The 15,522-nt window shown below is 75.2% G+C and carries 13 protein-coding genes and 1 pseudogene; 6 read left to right on the top strand and 8 right to left on the bottom strand.

Annotated elements, in window-relative coordinates; translation table 11 throughout:
• Window positions 1–57 precede the first annotated feature (57 nt).
• Entirely contained in the window at window positions 58–477 is a 420-nt protein-coding gene (locus I6A81_RS31545; RefSeq protein WP_203006135.1) for a hypothetical protein, read from the bottom strand.
• A 149-nt stretch (window positions 478–626) separates the two neighbouring features.
• On the bottom strand, window positions 627–1,571 hold the full coding sequence (locus I6A81_RS31540; protein WP_203006136.1) for an acyl-ACP desaturase: 945 nt from the start codon (window positions 1,569–1,571) through the stop codon (window positions 627–629).
• 397 nt (window positions 1,572–1,968) lie between these two features.
• On the opposite strand from I6A81_RS31540, the gene I6A81_RS45175 reads away from it, so the two are divergent.
• The gene (locus tag I6A81_RS45175) at window positions 1,969–3,735 is read left to right on the top strand and encodes an amidohydrolase family protein (RefSeq protein WP_307875039.1); all 1,767 of its coding nucleotides are present in this window, start codon (window positions 1,969–1,971) and stop codon (window positions 3,733–3,735) included.
• Window positions 3,736–3,750: 15 nt separating this feature from the next.
• On the opposite strand, the gene I6A81_RS31530 is transcribed toward I6A81_RS45175, so the two are convergent.
• From I6A81_RS31530 to I6A81_RS31515, 4 genes are all read right to left on the bottom strand, one after another.
• A complete protein-coding gene (locus I6A81_RS31530; RefSeq protein WP_203006137.1) occupies window positions 3,751–4,893 on the bottom strand; it encodes an acyl-CoA dehydrogenase family protein in 1,143 nt (380 codons plus the stop codon).
• 143 nt (window positions 4,894–5,036) lie between these two features.
• Window positions 5,037–5,699 carry a TetR/AcrR family transcriptional regulator gene (locus tag I6A81_RS31525; protein ID WP_203006138.1) on the bottom strand — a complete coding sequence of 221 codons (663 nt, stop codon included), beginning with the start codon at window positions 5,697–5,699 and terminating at the stop codon, window positions 5,037–5,039.
• 152 nt (window positions 5,700–5,851) lie between these two features.
• Window positions 5,852–6,559 (bottom strand): hypothetical protein, encoded by a 708-nt coding sequence (locus I6A81_RS31520; protein ID WP_203010392.1) that lies wholly within the window; start codon window positions 6,557–6,559, stop codon window positions 5,852–5,854.
• Between the two features lie 432 nt (window positions 6,560–6,991).
• Window positions 6,992–7,171 (bottom strand): hypothetical protein, encoded by a 180-nt coding sequence (locus tag I6A81_RS31515; RefSeq protein ID WP_203007341.1) that lies wholly within the window; start codon window positions 7,169–7,171, stop codon window positions 6,992–6,994.
• A 374-nt stretch (window positions 7,172–7,545) separates the two neighbouring features.
• On the opposite strand from I6A81_RS31515, the gene I6A81_RS31510 reads away from it, so the two are divergent.
• From I6A81_RS31510 to I6A81_RS31500, 3 genes are read left to right on the top strand one after another with little or no spacing between them, the layout of a single operon-like run.
• Window positions 7,546–8,370, top strand: coding sequence for an ABC transporter ATP-binding protein (locus I6A81_RS31510; protein WP_203007347.1), 825 nt, complete (start codon window positions 7,546–7,548; stop codon window positions 8,368–8,370).
• A complete protein-coding gene (locus I6A81_RS31505; protein ID WP_203010391.1) occupies window positions 8,367–10,376 on the top strand; it encodes a GAF domain-containing sensor histidine kinase in 2,010 nt (669 codons plus the stop codon). The genes I6A81_RS31510 and I6A81_RS31505 overlap by 4 nt, the downstream gene beginning before the upstream one ends.
• Window positions 10,377–10,379: 3 nt before the next feature.
• Window positions 10,380–12,845, top strand: coding sequence for an ABC transporter permease (locus I6A81_RS31500; protein ID WP_203007343.1), 2,466 nt, complete (start codon window positions 10,380–10,382; stop codon window positions 12,843–12,845).
• Between the two features lie 200 nt (window positions 12,846–13,045).
• On the opposite strand, the gene I6A81_RS31495 is transcribed toward I6A81_RS31500, so the two are convergent.
• Entirely contained in the window at window positions 13,046–13,438 is a 393-nt protein-coding gene (locus tag I6A81_RS31495; RefSeq protein WP_203007344.1) for a response regulator transcription factor, read from the bottom strand.
• A 238-nt stretch (window positions 13,439–13,676) separates the two neighbouring features.
• A complete protein-coding gene (locus I6A81_RS31490) occupies window positions 13,677–14,417 on the bottom strand; it encodes a response regulator transcription factor (protein ID WP_203007345.1) in 741 nt (246 codons plus the stop codon).
• Between the two features lie 251 nt (window positions 14,418–14,668).
• Here I6A81_RS31490 and I6A81_RS31485 point away from each other — a divergent pair, with 251 nt between their 5' ends.
• On the top strand, window positions 14,669–15,220 hold the full coding sequence (locus I6A81_RS31485) for a DinB family protein (protein WP_203007346.1): 552 nt from the start codon (window positions 14,669–14,671) through the stop codon (window positions 15,218–15,220).
• Window positions 15,221–15,317: 97 nt separating this feature from the next.
• Window positions 15,318–15,522, top strand: a pseudogene (locus I6A81_RS44180) (thioredoxin); the annotation flags it as partial.

Genomic DNA, 15,522 nt, shown 5'->3' with positions numbered 1-15,522 from the left:
CGCGTCCCACGCGGATCCCGCGTCGGCGGGTGCCTCAGCGGCGGAGGCGCGGGTGCCTCAGCAGCGGATGAGGCCGTCGTCGCCGCGGACGCAGGTCGGCCAGGTGAAGGAGGGGAGCGGGATTCCGTCGACGGGGTCGGACTCCGGCGGAGGTGTCCGCGTCGGCGGGGTGGTACGCGGGGGCGTGGGCCGCGGGGCCGGGCGGCTTGACGGCGGGACGCCGCGGGACTTGCCCGTCGGGGTGGTGTTCGCCACGCCGGTGGGCTCGGGCGAGTCGACCGCCGCGAGCGAGCTGGAGAGGGTGGAGGCCGGGGCTGGCGCGGTCGTCGAGGCCGACGCGGCCGCGAAGCCCACCTCGTCGCTTCCGCCGGTCCCAGCGCCGAACAACAGTCCGATCATGAGAGCGGCGACGCCGAGGATGGCGACAACGACCGGAAACGTGGTGACATGCCACGAACGACGGCGATGGGCGCCCACGCGGACACCCTACGGGCCGACTCGGCCGCCCCGATCGTCGTTGTGTGTCCGATATTCCAGCATTGACCCGAGTTGACGCCGCGCGTCGGCTCCGCGGTCAGCCGGCCACCCGGCGGCGTATTGGGCCGCCAGCCGCGCCGGTGCCCGTCTCAGACCTGGGCGGCGAGCTCGGCGTCCGCCGCGCGGGCGACGCGGGCGGCACGGGCGGCGCGCTTCTCGGCCTGGTGGTTGGCGAGGGCGTCCAGGCCCTCGAGGAAGGCGGCCACCTCGGACCTGGCCTGCTCGGCCGTGTCGTCGAGGCCTTCGAGCGCGAAGAACTTCCACTGCCGCAGGATGGGCGTCAGCACCTCGTCGTGGTGGATCCGCAGGTCGTAGATGCCGGCGTCGGCGATGCGCCGGGCCTTGGCGTCGAAGTTGATGATGCCGGTGCCGGGCATCGCGAAACCGATGACCTCGTCGCGAATGGCCTGGACGGTCCGGTTCAGGTCGAGTTCCAGCGCGGCGGTGACCAGGTTCCGGTAGAAGATCATGTGCAGGTTCTCGTCGGCGGCGACCCGGGCCAGGAGCTTCTCGGCGATGGGGTCCTCGGTGAACCGGCCGGTGTTGCGGTGGGCGATCCGGGTGGCCAGTTCCTGGAACGTCACGTAGGCGATCACCTGCAGCGGGGTCTTGTTCCCGCTGTCGTAGCCCTGCTGCATCTGGTGCATCCGGCCGCGCTCCAGCTCGGCCGGGTCGACGCCGCGGGTGACCATCAGGTAGTCCCGCATCGCGATCGCGTGCCGGCCCTCCTCGGCGGTCCAGCGTCCGACCCAGGCGCCCCAGGCGCCGTCGCGGCCGTAGGCGGCGGCGATCTCCCGGTGGTAGCTCGGCAGGTTGTCCTCGGTGAGCAGGTTGACCTCGAAGGCGAGCTGGGCGATCTCCGAGAGCGCCGACTGCTCTGGCTCCCACGGCAGGGTGTCGAAGTCACGCCCCTGGCTCCACGGCACGTACTCGTGCGGCATCCAGTCGACGGCAAGGCCCAGGTGCCGGTCGATGTTCGCCGCGGCGACCGGCTCCAGCTCGCGCAGCAGGTCGGGGTCCGTGAGTGAGGTCATGAACTGACCTTCGCAGCTGAACCGCGGCCCGACCATGTCTCCCCGGAGTGGACTTTCCAGCCGTGGACTGTTCCAGGGGAACAGAATCGGGCCGGATGAGCGGTCCGGCGGCGGTGACATCCTGAAGCGGCCGAATGCCCGCCGCGACGCTGTCGCTCGTGGATGGGTTTTCCACAGTCATCCACAGCTGTCCACAGGCCTTGGGCGTGGGAAAGCGCCTGTGCCCCCGGTGGTTGGCCCTGATAGCGGCGGTTCCAGCTGGTCCGGCGGCCCGTCTGTACACAACCCATCCCTGGTTTTCCACAAGTTATCCACAGGATGGCGCGCAGGGGTGCCCGCGAGGCCGGGAACCCCGGCGGGAGGCTTGCGGCGGGGTGAATCGGGGGACTGAGCTGGAGTGCCGCTGCCCCGGATCGAGACGCTGGAGACGCTCCCGCTCGTCGACCATCACTGTCACGGGCTGGTGCGGCGTGAGCTGGATCGCGTCGACTTCGAGCGGATCATGACGGAGGCCGACCATCCCGCGCCCGACGGCGTCTCGTTCTTCGACAGCCAGCTTGGCTTCGCGCTGCGGCGCTGGTGCGCGCCGGTGCTGGACCTGCCGGCGCACGCCGAGCCGGACGACTACCTGGCCCGCCGGGCGGAGCTCGGCGCCGACGAGGTGGCCATCCGGATGCTGCGCGCCGCCGGCGTCGAGGAGTTCTGCGTCGACACCGGCTTCGCCCCGGAGCGGCTGACCAGCTCCGCGGACCTGGCGGCGGCCGTCGGCGGGCGGGCCCACGACATCGTGCGGCTCGAGCCGCTCGCCGAGCAGGTGGCGCTCGACATCGTGACCGGCCAGGTGGGCGTCGCGCACTTCCCCGACCTGGTGCGTTCCCGCCTCGCCGCGCGGGCCGACGCCCGCCCGGCCGGCCCGGGAGGAACCCCGGCCGGCGGTGAGCGGGCCGGCGCCGGCGGTCGGGGCGATGGCGGTGAGCGGCCTGACGGCCAGCGGGGCGATCGCGGTGAGCGGGGCGATGGCGGCCAGCGCGGTGGTGACGAGCGCGACGGTGGTGAGAAGCCCGACGGCGAGCACGGCGGCGAGCGCGGCGGCGGCGGGCGCGGCGGCGGCGAGCGCGGCGGCGGGCGGGGGGCCGCCAAAGCCACCCGGGAGAACCGCGCGGCCGTCGGCCGCGCGGTCGACGTGGTCGGAGTGAAGTCGGTCGCCGCGTACCGGGTGGGCCTGGAACTACCCGCGCACCGGCCGACGGACCGGGAGGTGATCGCGGCGGTGCGCGGCTGGGTGGGCCGGCTGCGCACCGGCGCGCCGCTGCGGCTCGCCGACCCCGTGCTGCACAGCTTCCTGATCTGGGCGGGGGCCGATCTGGGCCTGCCGGTGCAGATCCACACCGGCTTCGGCGACACCGACCTGCACCTCGCGCGGTCCAACCCGCTCCTGCTGACCGACCTGCTCCGCGCGCTCCTGCCGACCGGCGCGCCGGTACTCCTGCTGCACTGCTACCCGTTCCACCGGGAGGCGGGCTACCTGGCGCAGGTGTTCCCGCACGTCTACCTGGACGTGGGCCTGACGACCCACAGCGTCGGCCGGGGGAGCTCCCTGGTGCTCGGCGAGGCCCTGGAGCTCGCGCCATTCGCCAAGCTGCTGTACTCCAGCGACGCGTTCGCGCTCGCCGAGCTGTACCTGCTCGGCGCCACGCTGTTCCGCCGGGCGCTGTCGACCTTCCTCGCCGCCGGCGTCGCCGACGACGACTGGACCGCGCCGGACGCCGACCGGGTCGCGGCCATGATCTGCGCGGGCAACGCCCGGCGCGTCTACCGGCTGGCCGCGCCGCCCGCCGCCGAGCCCGCCATCGCGGCGCCGCGCGTCGCCAGGCCACGCGCCGCGAAGCCACGGGCCGCGAAGCCACGGGCCGCGAAACCGCGCGCCGCGAAACCGCGCGCCGCCGAGCCCTCGGCGGCGAAGACCACCCGCTCCGAGACCGCCGCGGCGCCCGCCGCCGGAGCTTCCGCGGTGGTCGCGGCCGGCGCCGCGGCCAGGACGCGCAAGCGCCCGTCGGCCGCGAGCCCGATCTCACTGGTCAAGGAGCCCCGCGCCGCCACCAGGCCCGCGAGGACCAGATCCCGCGGCGCCACCCGCCCCGAGCCGCCCACCGACGGCGGCTGACGGCCGAGAAGACCGTCACACCCCCAGGCCGCGGCCGATGATCTCCTTCATGATCTCGGTGGTGCCGGCGTAGATGGTCTGGACCCGGGCGTCCAGGTAGGCACGCGCGACCGGGTACTCCGTCATGTAGCCGTAGCCGCCGTGCAGCTGCAGGCAGCGGTCGATCAGCTTGACCTGCAGCTCGGTGGCCCACCACTTCGCCATCGCCGCGTCCTCCGCGGTCAACCGCCCCGCGTTGAGCTCCTCGACGCAGCGGTCGATGAAGGTGCGCACCACCTGGGTCTCGGTCGCGAGCTCGGCGAGCAGGAAACGGCTGTTCTGGAAGCTGCCGATCGGCTTGCCGAAGGCCTTGCGGGTCTTGCAGTACTCGATCGTGTACTCGAGCACCGCCTCCATCGACGCGGCGGCGAGCACCGCCACCGACAGCCGCTCCTGCGGCAGGTTCACGACCAGGTGGAGGAAGCCCGCGCCTTCCTCGCCGATCAGGTTCGCGGCCGGGACGCGGACCTCGTCGAAGAACAGCTCGGCGGTGTCCTGCGCCTTCATGCCGATCTTGTCGAGGTTGCGGCCGCGGGTGAAGCCGGGCATCCCGCGCTCCACGCCGAACAGGGACAGCCCGCGCGCGCCCGGCTCGTCGGAGGTCCTGGCGGCGACGACCACCAGGTCGGCGTGGATGCCGTTGGTGATGAACGTCTTGGAACCCGACAGGACCCAGTCGCCGCCGTCCTTGCGGGCCGAGGTCCGCATGCCGCGCAGGTCGCTGCCGGCGCCCGGCTCGGTCATCGCGATCGCGGTGACCAGCTCCCCCGAGCAGAACCCGGGCAGCCAGCGCCGCTTCTGCTCGTCGGTGCACAGCTTGATCAGGTAGGGCGCGACGACGTCGTTGTGCAGGGTGAAGCCCAGGCCGGTGGCGCCGGCGCGGCCGCACTCCTCGGTGATGACGACGTTGTAGCGGTAGTCGTCCTGCCCGCCGCCGCCGTACTCCTCGGGCACGTCGAAACCGAGGAAGCCCTGCTTGCCCGCCTCGGTCCAGACCGCCCGGTCGACCATGCCGGCCTTCTCCCAGTCGGCGTGGTGCGAGGTGACGCGCTCGGCGAGGAAGGCGCGGTAGGCGTCCCGAAGGAGCAGGTGCTCCTCGTCGAACAGGGTGCGCTGCACGGCTGGTCCCTCCGAAGTCCGCGGGTGTCCGCCGGCCGCCTGCGCCGGACAGGCCACGTGAGGGTGGCTGTCGCGTCGCCCGCGCGAGCCATTGGACAATGGCGACCTCGACGATAGCTAACAGCTGTTATCCGATCTATCTGTTATCCGATTCGCTGGTCCGGCGCGACCGGGGCGCCGGTGTCCGGCACGGCGACGGGCACCGAGCGAAGGCCGGCGACGACGGCCTCGAGAACGGTGCGCAGCTCGTCGAGTTCCGGCCCGGCCATCCCCGCGGCCCGGCCGGTGAGCAGCCCGATCGGCGCCAGGTAGAGGAACCAGGCCAGCGCGCCGGCGGACAGGTCGGCGCGCAGCTCGCCGTCCCGCTGCGCCTCCTCGACCGCGCCGCGGACCACGTCCAGCCGTTCGCGCATCACCTCGCTGAGCGCCTGGCGCAGCATCGGCTCGCGGCGGGCCGCCACGATCGCCTCCAGCAGCAAGGCCTGCTCCCGGGACAGCCGCCGGCCCACCGCGGTCGACGTCGCGGCGGCGAGCAGCGCGTCCCCGAGCTCGCCGTGGCCCACATGGGCGACGGCCTGCACCGCGTGGTCGACGGCCCGGCCGGCGGCGTCCGCCAGCAGCGCGGCCATGTCGGGGTAGTGCGCGTAGATCGCGCCGGTGGTGACCCCGGCCCGGTCGGCGATGTCCCGGACCCGGACACGGTCGTATCCCCGCTCGGCGAACAGATCGACGGCGGCGGCTAACAGCCGGTCTCGGGTGACCTCCGGCTGACGCCGACGCGCGGCGGCGGGACTGCGCAGTGCCATCGGCCCAGTCTGCCTGCCGGCCTGTCCGTTTTCGTCGCTGGCCCCGCCTCCGGCCGGCATTGTGACCAGTTCGTTCGTCCTACGCGGCCGGGCATTGAGTCACAGAACGCGGAAAACGGACAAAAAGCGGGTTTCGTCGGCGGGTTCGGGCCTCAGCCGTTGCGGGCGGCGATGGGCGGGCAGTCCAGCGCGAGGTCGGCACGGACCTGGGGCGGGACGATCGAGCAGCCGACCTCGGCGCTGCCGAGCTGCATGAGCAGCCAGCCGGACTCGGTGCGGCGCAGCACGCCCTGGGCCCGGTCGACGGTGTCGGTGACGGGCAGCAGCTCCGCCCAGGCCCAGTTCGGGTCGCCGCGGGAGATCCTGATGCCGGCCACGCGGTAGTCGTTCGGCGGGACCATCCTGGTCAGGTCGCTGCCGCGGATCGCGGCCGTGATCGCCGCCGCGTCGGCAGCCGTCGGGGGGACCGCGCCGCCCGCGGCGGTCGCGGGCACGTCCACGGCCGGATCGGTGGCCGAGCCGTCGGCGGCGTCGGCGGCCGGCCCGGCCGCGACGGTGCCGTCGGCGGGCGCCGTGCTGGCCAGCGTGGCGCTGACGGCCAGGGGCGCGCGGTCGGTGCCGGCGGACGGCCCGCTCGCGAAGGCGACGGCGCCGCCGACGGTGACGACACCCGCCACCGCGACGGTGGCCGCCGGAAGGACGATGCGTCTCGCGAGCAGGACCCGGGGCGGCAGGGTCCTGGGCGGCGTGGATCCGGTCGCCTGGCGTGCCGTGTGGCGGCCGCGGGAACGGTCGGCGGTGCCCGCGCTGGCGGGGGTCACCCGCGCTGCGGGCCTGGTGCTGACGCGGTGTCGGGCCATGGATTGCACATCCCCAAGTGTGCTCGGATCATTCCGGTGAATCGTGGCGAGAACCGGTCGGACTACCGACAGGCCACTTTGGTACTTGGCCGTACGTCTGCGTACGAAGCGTCCCTGACGGCGGATATCTCGATCAATAGCCCGCAGGTGTCCGTCTGGGGACGTCGTAGTGCCACTCGGCGGTTTGTCCGCGTTGTCCGGGTAATTCTCATGGAACCAGGACGCGCGCCGCGCCGGGGCGCTCAGGAGTGCCAGCGGACGAACGCCGACGGGACAGGGCCGCGTGGCGGGGCCGCGACCCGGCGGTGGGTGGGCGTCGGGCGCCCGCCCCGCCGAGCCGGCCCCGTGGCCGGCGGCCCTGCCCGAGAGACGCCGAGCGATCGGCCAGGCGAGCGATCGGCCAGGCGAGCGATCGGCCAGGCGCGCGTTCGGTCAGGCCGCCGAGCCGACCGGGGCCTCGGCGCCGCTCTCGCGGGCGTCGGCGGCCCGCGGGTCCGTGACCGGGGAGTCCGTGACCTGGGCGCGCGCCGCGCGCAGGGCGGCCACCGCGGCGGGAGCCGGCAGGGCGGCGGAGTCGCCGTAGGGGAACACGGCCTGGGCGGTGCTGGTCATCTGGGTCTCCACACTGAGACGAAGGGCGTTGTCGAGGTCACGGCCGCCCGGCCGCCATCGGTCGTGGCGGCGCGCGGCGCCTCTCGACAGTGCGGCCGGTGGGCCCCGCGCGGCGACGGTGGCAACCGGCGAGCCCGAGGGGAGGCCACCACCACCACGCTGGGGCGGCTAGCCCGCTTCCCCCTCCGTCCCGGACCCGTTGAAATCAGCTGCGCGCCGTGGGAAGGGTGACGTGTGCCTGCTCGAGGCCGCAAGTCCCGCTTCAGGCGCGAGGATGGCTTTCGACCGGAAGACGGACGTCCTTGAGAACATCGGATCGCGACGCGCGCCGTCGCGGCGCGGGGAAGCCAGACGGGGGAGACGACGCGGTGTGGATGCGGACCGGCCTCGCCGGGCGCGGTGAGCCCGCGCCCGGGCCCACGGTCGTGGCCGACGCCGGCCGGGCGGACGACCCGGTGGGCGCGCCGGAGCCCGCGCGGCGGCCGGTGGTGGCCCTGGCGGGCGTGCACCGGACGTTCAACGCCGAGATGGCTCCCGTCCGGGCGCTGCGGGGCGCCTCGCTGACGGTGTGGCCCGGGGAGTTCGTCGCGGTCACCGGCCCGTCCGGCAGCGGCAAGTCGACGCTGCTCAACATCATCGCCGGGCTGGAGCGCGCGGACGACGGCTCCGTCGTGGTCGCGGACGAGGCGCTCGACGAGCTCTCCGAGGCGGGGCTGGCCCGGCTGCGCCGCCAGCACGTCGGCATGGTGTTCCAGTTCTTCCACCTGCTGGAGAGCATGACGGCGGCGGACAACGTGGTGCTGGCCGCCCGGTTGTCGGGACTGGGCCGGCGCGCCGCGGTCCGTCGCGCGCAGGACCTGTTGGACGTGCTCGGCCTGCTGGAACGGGCCGAGGCGATGCCCGCGACGCTGTCCGGCGGCCAGCGCCAGCGGCTCGCGATCGCGCGGGCGCTCGCGGGCGGCCCGACCCTGCTGCTCGCCGACGAGCCGACCGGGGCGCTGGACTCCGCCGGGGCGGCCGAGGTGCTGGACCTGTTCACCCGCCTGCATGCCCGCGGCCAGACGATCATCATGATCACGCACGACCCGAAGGTCGCCGCCGGCGCGCGGCGGGTCGTCACCATGCGGGACGGCCTGATCGAGGACGCGGCGAACCCCGGGGCGGAGCCCGTCGACGCCGCGCGGGGGACCGCGCGATGAGCCTGCCACTCGCCCCGCCGCGCCGGCGTGGACAGGGCCGGCCACGCCGGCTGCTGCTGGCGGCCGGAGCACTCGCGGCCGGCGGGGTCGCGCTGGCGTGCGCGGTGCCGCGGCTGCTCGGCGCGGGCTCGCCCGCCTGGTCGGTGCTCATCGTTTCGTCCGCGACGCTCCTGGCGGCCGGGGCGCTGGCCGGCCAGGTCGGCGCGTTGCGGCGGCACGCGGAACAGGTGCTGCTGGCCGGCGCGGAGATCGCGGCGTTCGCGCTGGTGGGGGTCGGGGCGCTCGCGGCGGCCGTGGTCGCGCTCGGGCACGTGCCGCGCGACGACGGCTCCGGGTTCATCATCCCGGTCCTGGTGAGCGCCACCGCGGCGGCGGCGCTCAGCATCGCCCTGCGGATTCCCGCGCGCCGCGCGGCGCGCCGGATGGCGCGCGGGTCGCGGTTCTCCCCGGACGACGTCCTGCACACCTTCGGGGAGCAGACCAGCAAGGACGTGCCGCTCGAGGCGGCGCTCGGCCAGCTCGCCGAAGCGCTCCGGCGCGGCCTGGGGCTGCGCCGGGTGGAGATCTGGACCGGGGCGGGCGGGCGGCTCACCGCCGCCGTGGTGGTGCCGGAGCCGCCGCCGCGCCGCGCGCTCACCCCGGCCGGCGCCGCGGCGGCCGGCCCCGTGACGGCGGCGGCCGCGCCGGTGGCCGCGGCGGCGGAGCACGCCGTGCTGGGGCAGGCCTGGCCGGGTGACGTGCTGACGCTGTCCGTCGGCGACCTCGTGGCGCTCGCCAGGACCCGGGTCGCGGGGCCCGGCTGGCTGTCGCTGTGGGTGCCGGGGCTGGCCTGGGCCCGGCCCGGCGCCCAGCCCAGGGTCGTGCCCGCGCGGGCTGGCGGGGCGCTGCTCGGCCTGCTCGTCGTCGAGCGCTCGGCGGACGACCCCCGGTTCACCGAGGCCGAGGACCGGCTGCTCGCCGAGCTGGGGGCCCGCCTTGGCACCGTGCTGCACAACCACCAGCTGGACGCGAACCTGCGCGAGGCGCTGGTCGATCTGCGCCGGGTGAACGAGGAGCTGCGGGTGTCGCGGGCCCGGCTGGTCGCCGCGGCCGACGCCGAGCGGCGGCGGATCGAGCGGGACCTGCACGACGGCGCGCAGCAGCAGTTGGTGTCGCTCGCGATCGGCCTGCGGCTGGTACGGGACCTGGTCGCCGAGGACGCCGAGGCGGCCGAGGAGCTGATCGGCGAGATGGCCGAGCAGGTCACCGCCGCGATCACCGAGGTGCGCAACCTCGCGCACGGCATCTACCCGCCCCTGCTGCGCTCGGCCGGGCTCACCGAGGCGCTGCGCGCCGCGGCCAGCCGCTCGCCGCTGGGGGTGCGGCTGCGGGCCGAGGGCGTCGGCCGGTACGGGCCCGAGGTCGAGGCGGCCGTCTACTTCTGCTGCCTGGAGGCGCTGCAGAACGCGGCCAAGCACGCTCCGGGCAGCGACGTGGAGATCGAGCTGGCCGAGGAGCAGGACGCGCTGGTGCTCAGCGTCGTCGACGACGGCCCTGGCTTCGACCCGCTGCTGGTCGCCGCCGGTCACGGCCAGACCAACATGCGCGACCGGATCGGGGCGATCGGGGGCTCCCTCACCGTCGATTCCGCTCCTGGCCAGGGAGTCGCGGTGCGCGCGGTCGTCCCGACGGCGCAGCCGGCCCCCCGCCCGGCCGCCCCTGGCACCGGCCCGCGCCCGGCCGCCGGCGCGACCGGCCCGCACGCCGCGACCGGCCCGCACGCGGCCACTGGTGCCACCGTCACCGTCACCGTCACCGCCGCCGGTGCCGGCGCCGGCGCCGGCGCCGGCGCCACCGGCCCGCGCCCGGCCACCGGTGCCACCGCCGGAAACGGTCCCCAGCGGCTGGACGCCCCACCCGCCGGCGAGCGCGCCGACGCCTGGACGCCGCCAGCGACGGGCCGGCCGGACCAGCCCGACCGGCCAGCGCCCGGGGCCACGGGTCCCGTCGAGCGGGCGAAGGGCTGACCGATGGCCGTGCCGCTCCTGGGAGCCCTGGGCATGGTCGCGCGGGCGCAGCTGCGCCGGCGCTGGCTGAGCCTGCTCGCGATCGGGCTGCTCGTCGGGTTCGTCGGCGCTGTCATCGGCGGCGCGGCCAGCGTCGCCCGGCGGACCGCGACGGCGCACGAGCGCCTCGAGCGGGCCACCAACGTCGCCGACCTGCAGATCGTGCTGGCGCCCGTCCCCGAGCTCGCGGCCCGCGCCGCGTCGGTGATCCCCGACGTCCAGGCCGTCTGGGTGACCAGCGCGTCGGTCGCCCGGCTCGACGACCGGCGTGACGTGGTCTACATCGGGGCACTGTCCGGCCACGCCGTCGGCTCGGACACCCGTGTCTACACCCCGATCGTCATCGAGGGCCGCGACTTCGACCCCGACGCCGCCGAGGCGACGATCGACGAGGACGCCGCCAGGGGCCTCGGACTCGGCGTCGGCGACACCGTGCCGCTGCGCATGCTGACCCTCGCCAACTACAACAACTTCGACACCGGCTTCGGGGAGCCGGGCGGGCCGCGGATCACGGTGACGATCACCGGCATCACCAGGATGGCCGGCGACGCGCGTCACCAGACCCCGCTGATCCTGTCCCCGGCCGCGGCCCAGGCGGCGCCACCGGTCAAGATGGCCGTCCTGATCCGGCTGGCCGCCAAGCCCGGCGCCGTCGCCCGGGCCGAGCAGGCGCTGGCGGCGGCCGCCGAGGCGGCCCGCGCGGACCGGGACCCGGACGCGTCCGAATGGCCGGAGTTCGAGATCTCGCACCCGGCGACCGACTCCGACCCCAGGGCCGCGGCCACCAGCCATGTCGTCGTCACCGGGCTGGTGACGTTCGCGATCGTCGTGGCGGTGACCGGGCTCGCCACCGCGGGGGCCGCGTTCGGCCGCCATCACGACTCCGGCCGGGCGGACCAGCGGATCGAGAGCACCCTTGGCCTGCCGCTGGCCGGCCGGGTCGGTGCCCGGCTGATCGCCACGGTGCCGGCCGCGCTGCTCGCTGGCGTGTTCGCCCTCCTCGGCCCGGTGATCGTGGGCGCGGTGTCCCCGGTCGGGCCGTTGGCCGTCTTCGAGCCGCACCCCGGCTACGCGGTCAACCTGACGGTCGCCGCGGTCACCGGGCTGGGGGCCGCCTGCGCCGTCCAGCTGCTCTCGGCCTGGTCGGCCTTCCGGGCCAACCGCCACATGGTTGCCAGGGACCGGACCGCCGCGGGGAACCCCCGGGTCCGCCCGGCGCGCGGGCGGGCGGCCCGGCGCGGTCCTGCCTGGGTGTGGGTCGGGGTCCGGTTCGCCGGCGGCCTCTACCGGCCCGCGGTCGTGCGCCGGCCGGCGGTGCTGGCGGTCGGGCTCGCGGTGGCGGCGCTGGTGGCCGCCGGGACGGTCGACCAGGGGATCAACCGGCTGCGGGACGACCCCGGCCGGTATGGCTGGTCCGCCGACCTGCGGGTGTTCGACGCGCGGCCGGAGGTCGTCCAGGCGCTGAAGGCGGACCCGCGGATCGGGGCGATCAACATCGCGGACAAGGCGGCCGTGCGGGTGGGCGCCGACTGCCCTGGCGTGACCGCCGTCGTCGAGGGCGGTTGGGGCGCCTACGACGGGTGCCGGGAGATCTCCGCGTTCTCCATCATCAAGGTCCCGGCCAAGGGCACGACGTCGCCGGAGGGCGCGCGGGCCTGGACGATCCTGTCCGGCCGGCAGATCGGCGACCCGACCGAGATGGTCATCGGGATCAGGGCGGCGCGCGCCCTCCATGTGGGCCTCGGTGACAAACTGGTGGTGGCGCCCGGTCCCGGGGGCGGGCAGCCCGCGCGGCTGACGGTCGTCGGCATCGGCATCGGCCCGCCGATCAGCGGCGAGCGGCTGGGCGACAGCGTGCTGGTGGCTCCACAGGTCCTCGACCGCACCCAGCTGACGACGCCGTGGCGAGACGCGCTCGTGGCGGCGGCGGATGGCGTCTCGGTCGACGAGCTCGCCGCCGAGCTCGGCGTCCGCTACGAGGTCGACCAGCGGCGGCCACCGCCCGAGATCGCCAACCTCGACGGGATTGGCCGGCTCCCCGAGCTGCTGCAGCTCGTGCTCGGGACGCTGGCGGCCGGGGCGCTGGGGCACACCGTCCTGATCAACTGGCGGCGGCGCCTGCCCGAGGTCGCGGTGCTGCGCACGCTGGGCAGCACGCCGGGGCAGACGGCCGCCGCGGCCGCCGCCGCGGCCGCCGCGACCGCGCTGGCCACGGTCGTCGTCGGCATCCCGCTCGGCCTCGGCATCGGCCGGCTTGCCTGGTGGGAGATCGCGGCCGCGACCGGGGTCGGCGGCGACACGGCGATCCCCATGGCGCTGCTGCTCGCGCTGCCCGCGGCGACCGCGGGCATGGGGATCCTCGCGGTGCTGGCGCCGGCCGCCATCCGGCGCGGCTGGCTCACACCGTCGATGCGATCGGGCGGCGACTAGGCGCCGTCTCGCCGGGCCCGGCGCTGTCCCGGGGTCCGGCATGAGTCGCTGGGGCTGGGGCCGCGGCGGGGCGGGGCGGGGCGGACGGTGATCCGTGGATCTCCGGCCTGGGGGAGGGCGGGAGACCGTTGGGTCCCGCGTCGTCCCGGCGGCGCCCACCGGTGGGGAGGGACGATGGGCGCCGCCGGGCCGAGGCGGGATCAGTGCGCGGCGGAGCCGGGCGCGCGGCGTTCCCAGAGGTCGCGCAGGACGCCGGGGGCGAGGTCCGCCTTGTGGAGGTAGTCCATGCCACTCTGGGCGACCATGGCGGGCAGGTCGGTCTCACCGTAGGTGGAGACCAGCACGACGACGGTACTGGGGTCGAAGTCCCGGATGCGGCTGCCGGCGGCGACGCCGTCGATGCCGGGCAGGTTCACGTCCATCAGCACAAGATCCGGGCGCAGGGTCTCGGCGGCGGCGACGCCGGCCTCGCCCGACTCCGCCTCGCCGGCCAGGACGAAACCTGGCGCGCGCCGGACTACGGCGCGGGCGGCGAGACGAAAGGGCCGCTGGTCGTCCACGACAAGGACCGAGACGGCGGAGGAGGGGGTCATAGCGTCAAGTGTCCCCGCCGTGGCCGGCCGAACCCAGGATGCGACCACCCAGGTAAGGGGGTGTGGCTAACCCCCCTTGTCGCGCGCCCGTCAAGGTGGCAATGGCTCCGTGACGGTCCGCGCGGGCTCCCGCGACGGTTCGCCCGCGTGACGATACGGGTACCCACAGACACCAGTACTCACCGACACCCTTGGCGGTCGTTCGACAGCGCGGCTGGCCGCGTGCCCGCGGTGGCCGTCAGCCGCCGCGGACCACCCGCCCCGCCCCCGGTAGCCGGCTGCTCGGCTTGGGGGACGCGGCGCCGGCGGCCTTCTCGTGCCCCGAGTGCAGGTAGAGCAGGACCGCCTTGACGCGGCGGTTGAGGTCGGGCTCGTCGGTCAGGCCGAGCTTGGCGAAGATCGAGTTGCTGTGCTTCTCGACCGCCCGCTCCGAGAGCACCAGGCTCGCGGCGATCGCGGCGTTGCTCCAGCCCTGGGCCATCTGGCTGAGCACCTCGCGCTCACGCGGCGTCAACCGGTCGAGCTCGGAGTGGCTGCGCCGGGTGTTGGCGGCCACGAGGCCCTCGACGACCGCTGGGTCGATCACCGACTCGCCGTTCGCGACCGCGCGGATCGCGCGGAGCAGCTCGTCCAGCCCGGCGACCCGCTCCTTCAGTAAGTAGGCCCGCCCGGCCGAGCCGCCCTCCAGCAGCGCGAGCGCGTAGGTCGCCTCGGCGAACTGGCTGAGCACGACCACGCCGGTGGCCGGATGCTCCCGGCGCAGCCAGGCGGCGACCTGGATGCCCTCGTCGGTGCGGGTCGGCGGCATCCGGATGTCCGTGACGACCACGTCCGGGGCCAGCTCGCGGACGGACTGCTCCAGGGACGGCCGGTCGGTGACCGCGCCGACGAGCTCCACGCCGTCCGCGCGCCCGATCAGGGTCGCCAGGCCGTGCCGCAACAACGCATCGTCCTCAGCGAGCAGCACCCGGATGGCCACCGTTTAACCCTAAGGGCGCGACAGGGTCCGCGTGGTCGTCACCTTCCGCCTCGGCATGTCTCATCGACGACGAAAGGCGCTCTTGGAACATTTCGGACATCCGTCGGTCACGCCCCGCTGGCGGTCCACCCGAACTCGCTTCCGATAGCGGCCAGGATCTGGCCGCTATTGCCTCTAGCGTCGTTCCTGACGGACGGCGACGACGAGCCCCCGTCACACTCCTCGACCGCGAGCACGGAAGGACGTCGACGATGACCGCCACCATGACGCTCACCACGACCACCGCCGCCGAGACCGGGGCCGACGCCGCCGTGTCGACCAGCGAGCACGCCGACCTGCTCGAGTCGCTGGCGCGGCACCGGTGGTTCCTGCGGTTCACCGTGCGCGACCTGACCGACGAGCAGGCCCGCCAGCGCGCCACGGTGAGCGCGCTGACCCTGGGCGGGCTGATCAAGCACGTCACCAACGTCGAGCGGCTGTGGATCGACTTCGTGCTGCGCGGCGCGGACGCGTTCGCCGACGGCTTCCGCGCGTGGGAGGGCGAGTTCGAGCTGCTGGAGAGCGAGACGCTCGCCAGCGCCCTCGAGCGCTACGAGGAGGTCGCCCGGCGCACCGACGAGATCGTCGGCGGCATCCAGGACCTCGGCGTCGGCCACCGGCTGCCGGAGGCGCCGTGGTTCGAGCCGGGCGCCAGCTGGTCGGCCCGCCGGGTGCTGCTGCACCTGATCGCCGAGACGTCCCAGCACGCCGGCCACGCCGACATCATCCGCGAGTCCCTCGACGGCGCCCGCACGATGGGCTGAGCCCTCGCGGGACGGCCGGCGCGCGAAGCCCCGCGCGGATTGGTCCGCTTAGGAAGTCGTTCAGGAAACACACAGCGGGCCCGGCGAACCTTGGCCCATGACAACGCCTGAGCCGGCCGCGCGGGCGGGCACCTCGCCCGGACGGCCGGTGGCCCCGGACCTGGCCCCAGCCGGCCTTCCCAGCGCCGCGGGATCCACGCTCGTCCTCGATCCCGCGCGCGGCGGCGCCACGGCGGGCGCGGTACCGGCGCCCGGGCCCGCGCCGGCGCCCGCGACGCGTTCGCCGGCCTCGTCGCGCCCTA

The organism is Frankia nepalensis (assembly GCF_016786325.1).
Taxonomy (GTDB): domain Bacteria; phylum Actinomycetota; class Actinomycetes; order Frankiales; family Frankiaceae; genus Pseudofrankia; species Pseudofrankia nepalensis.
Note: the sequence above shows the minus strand (reverse complement) of the source record. Positions and strands in the feature narration are given on the sequence as shown.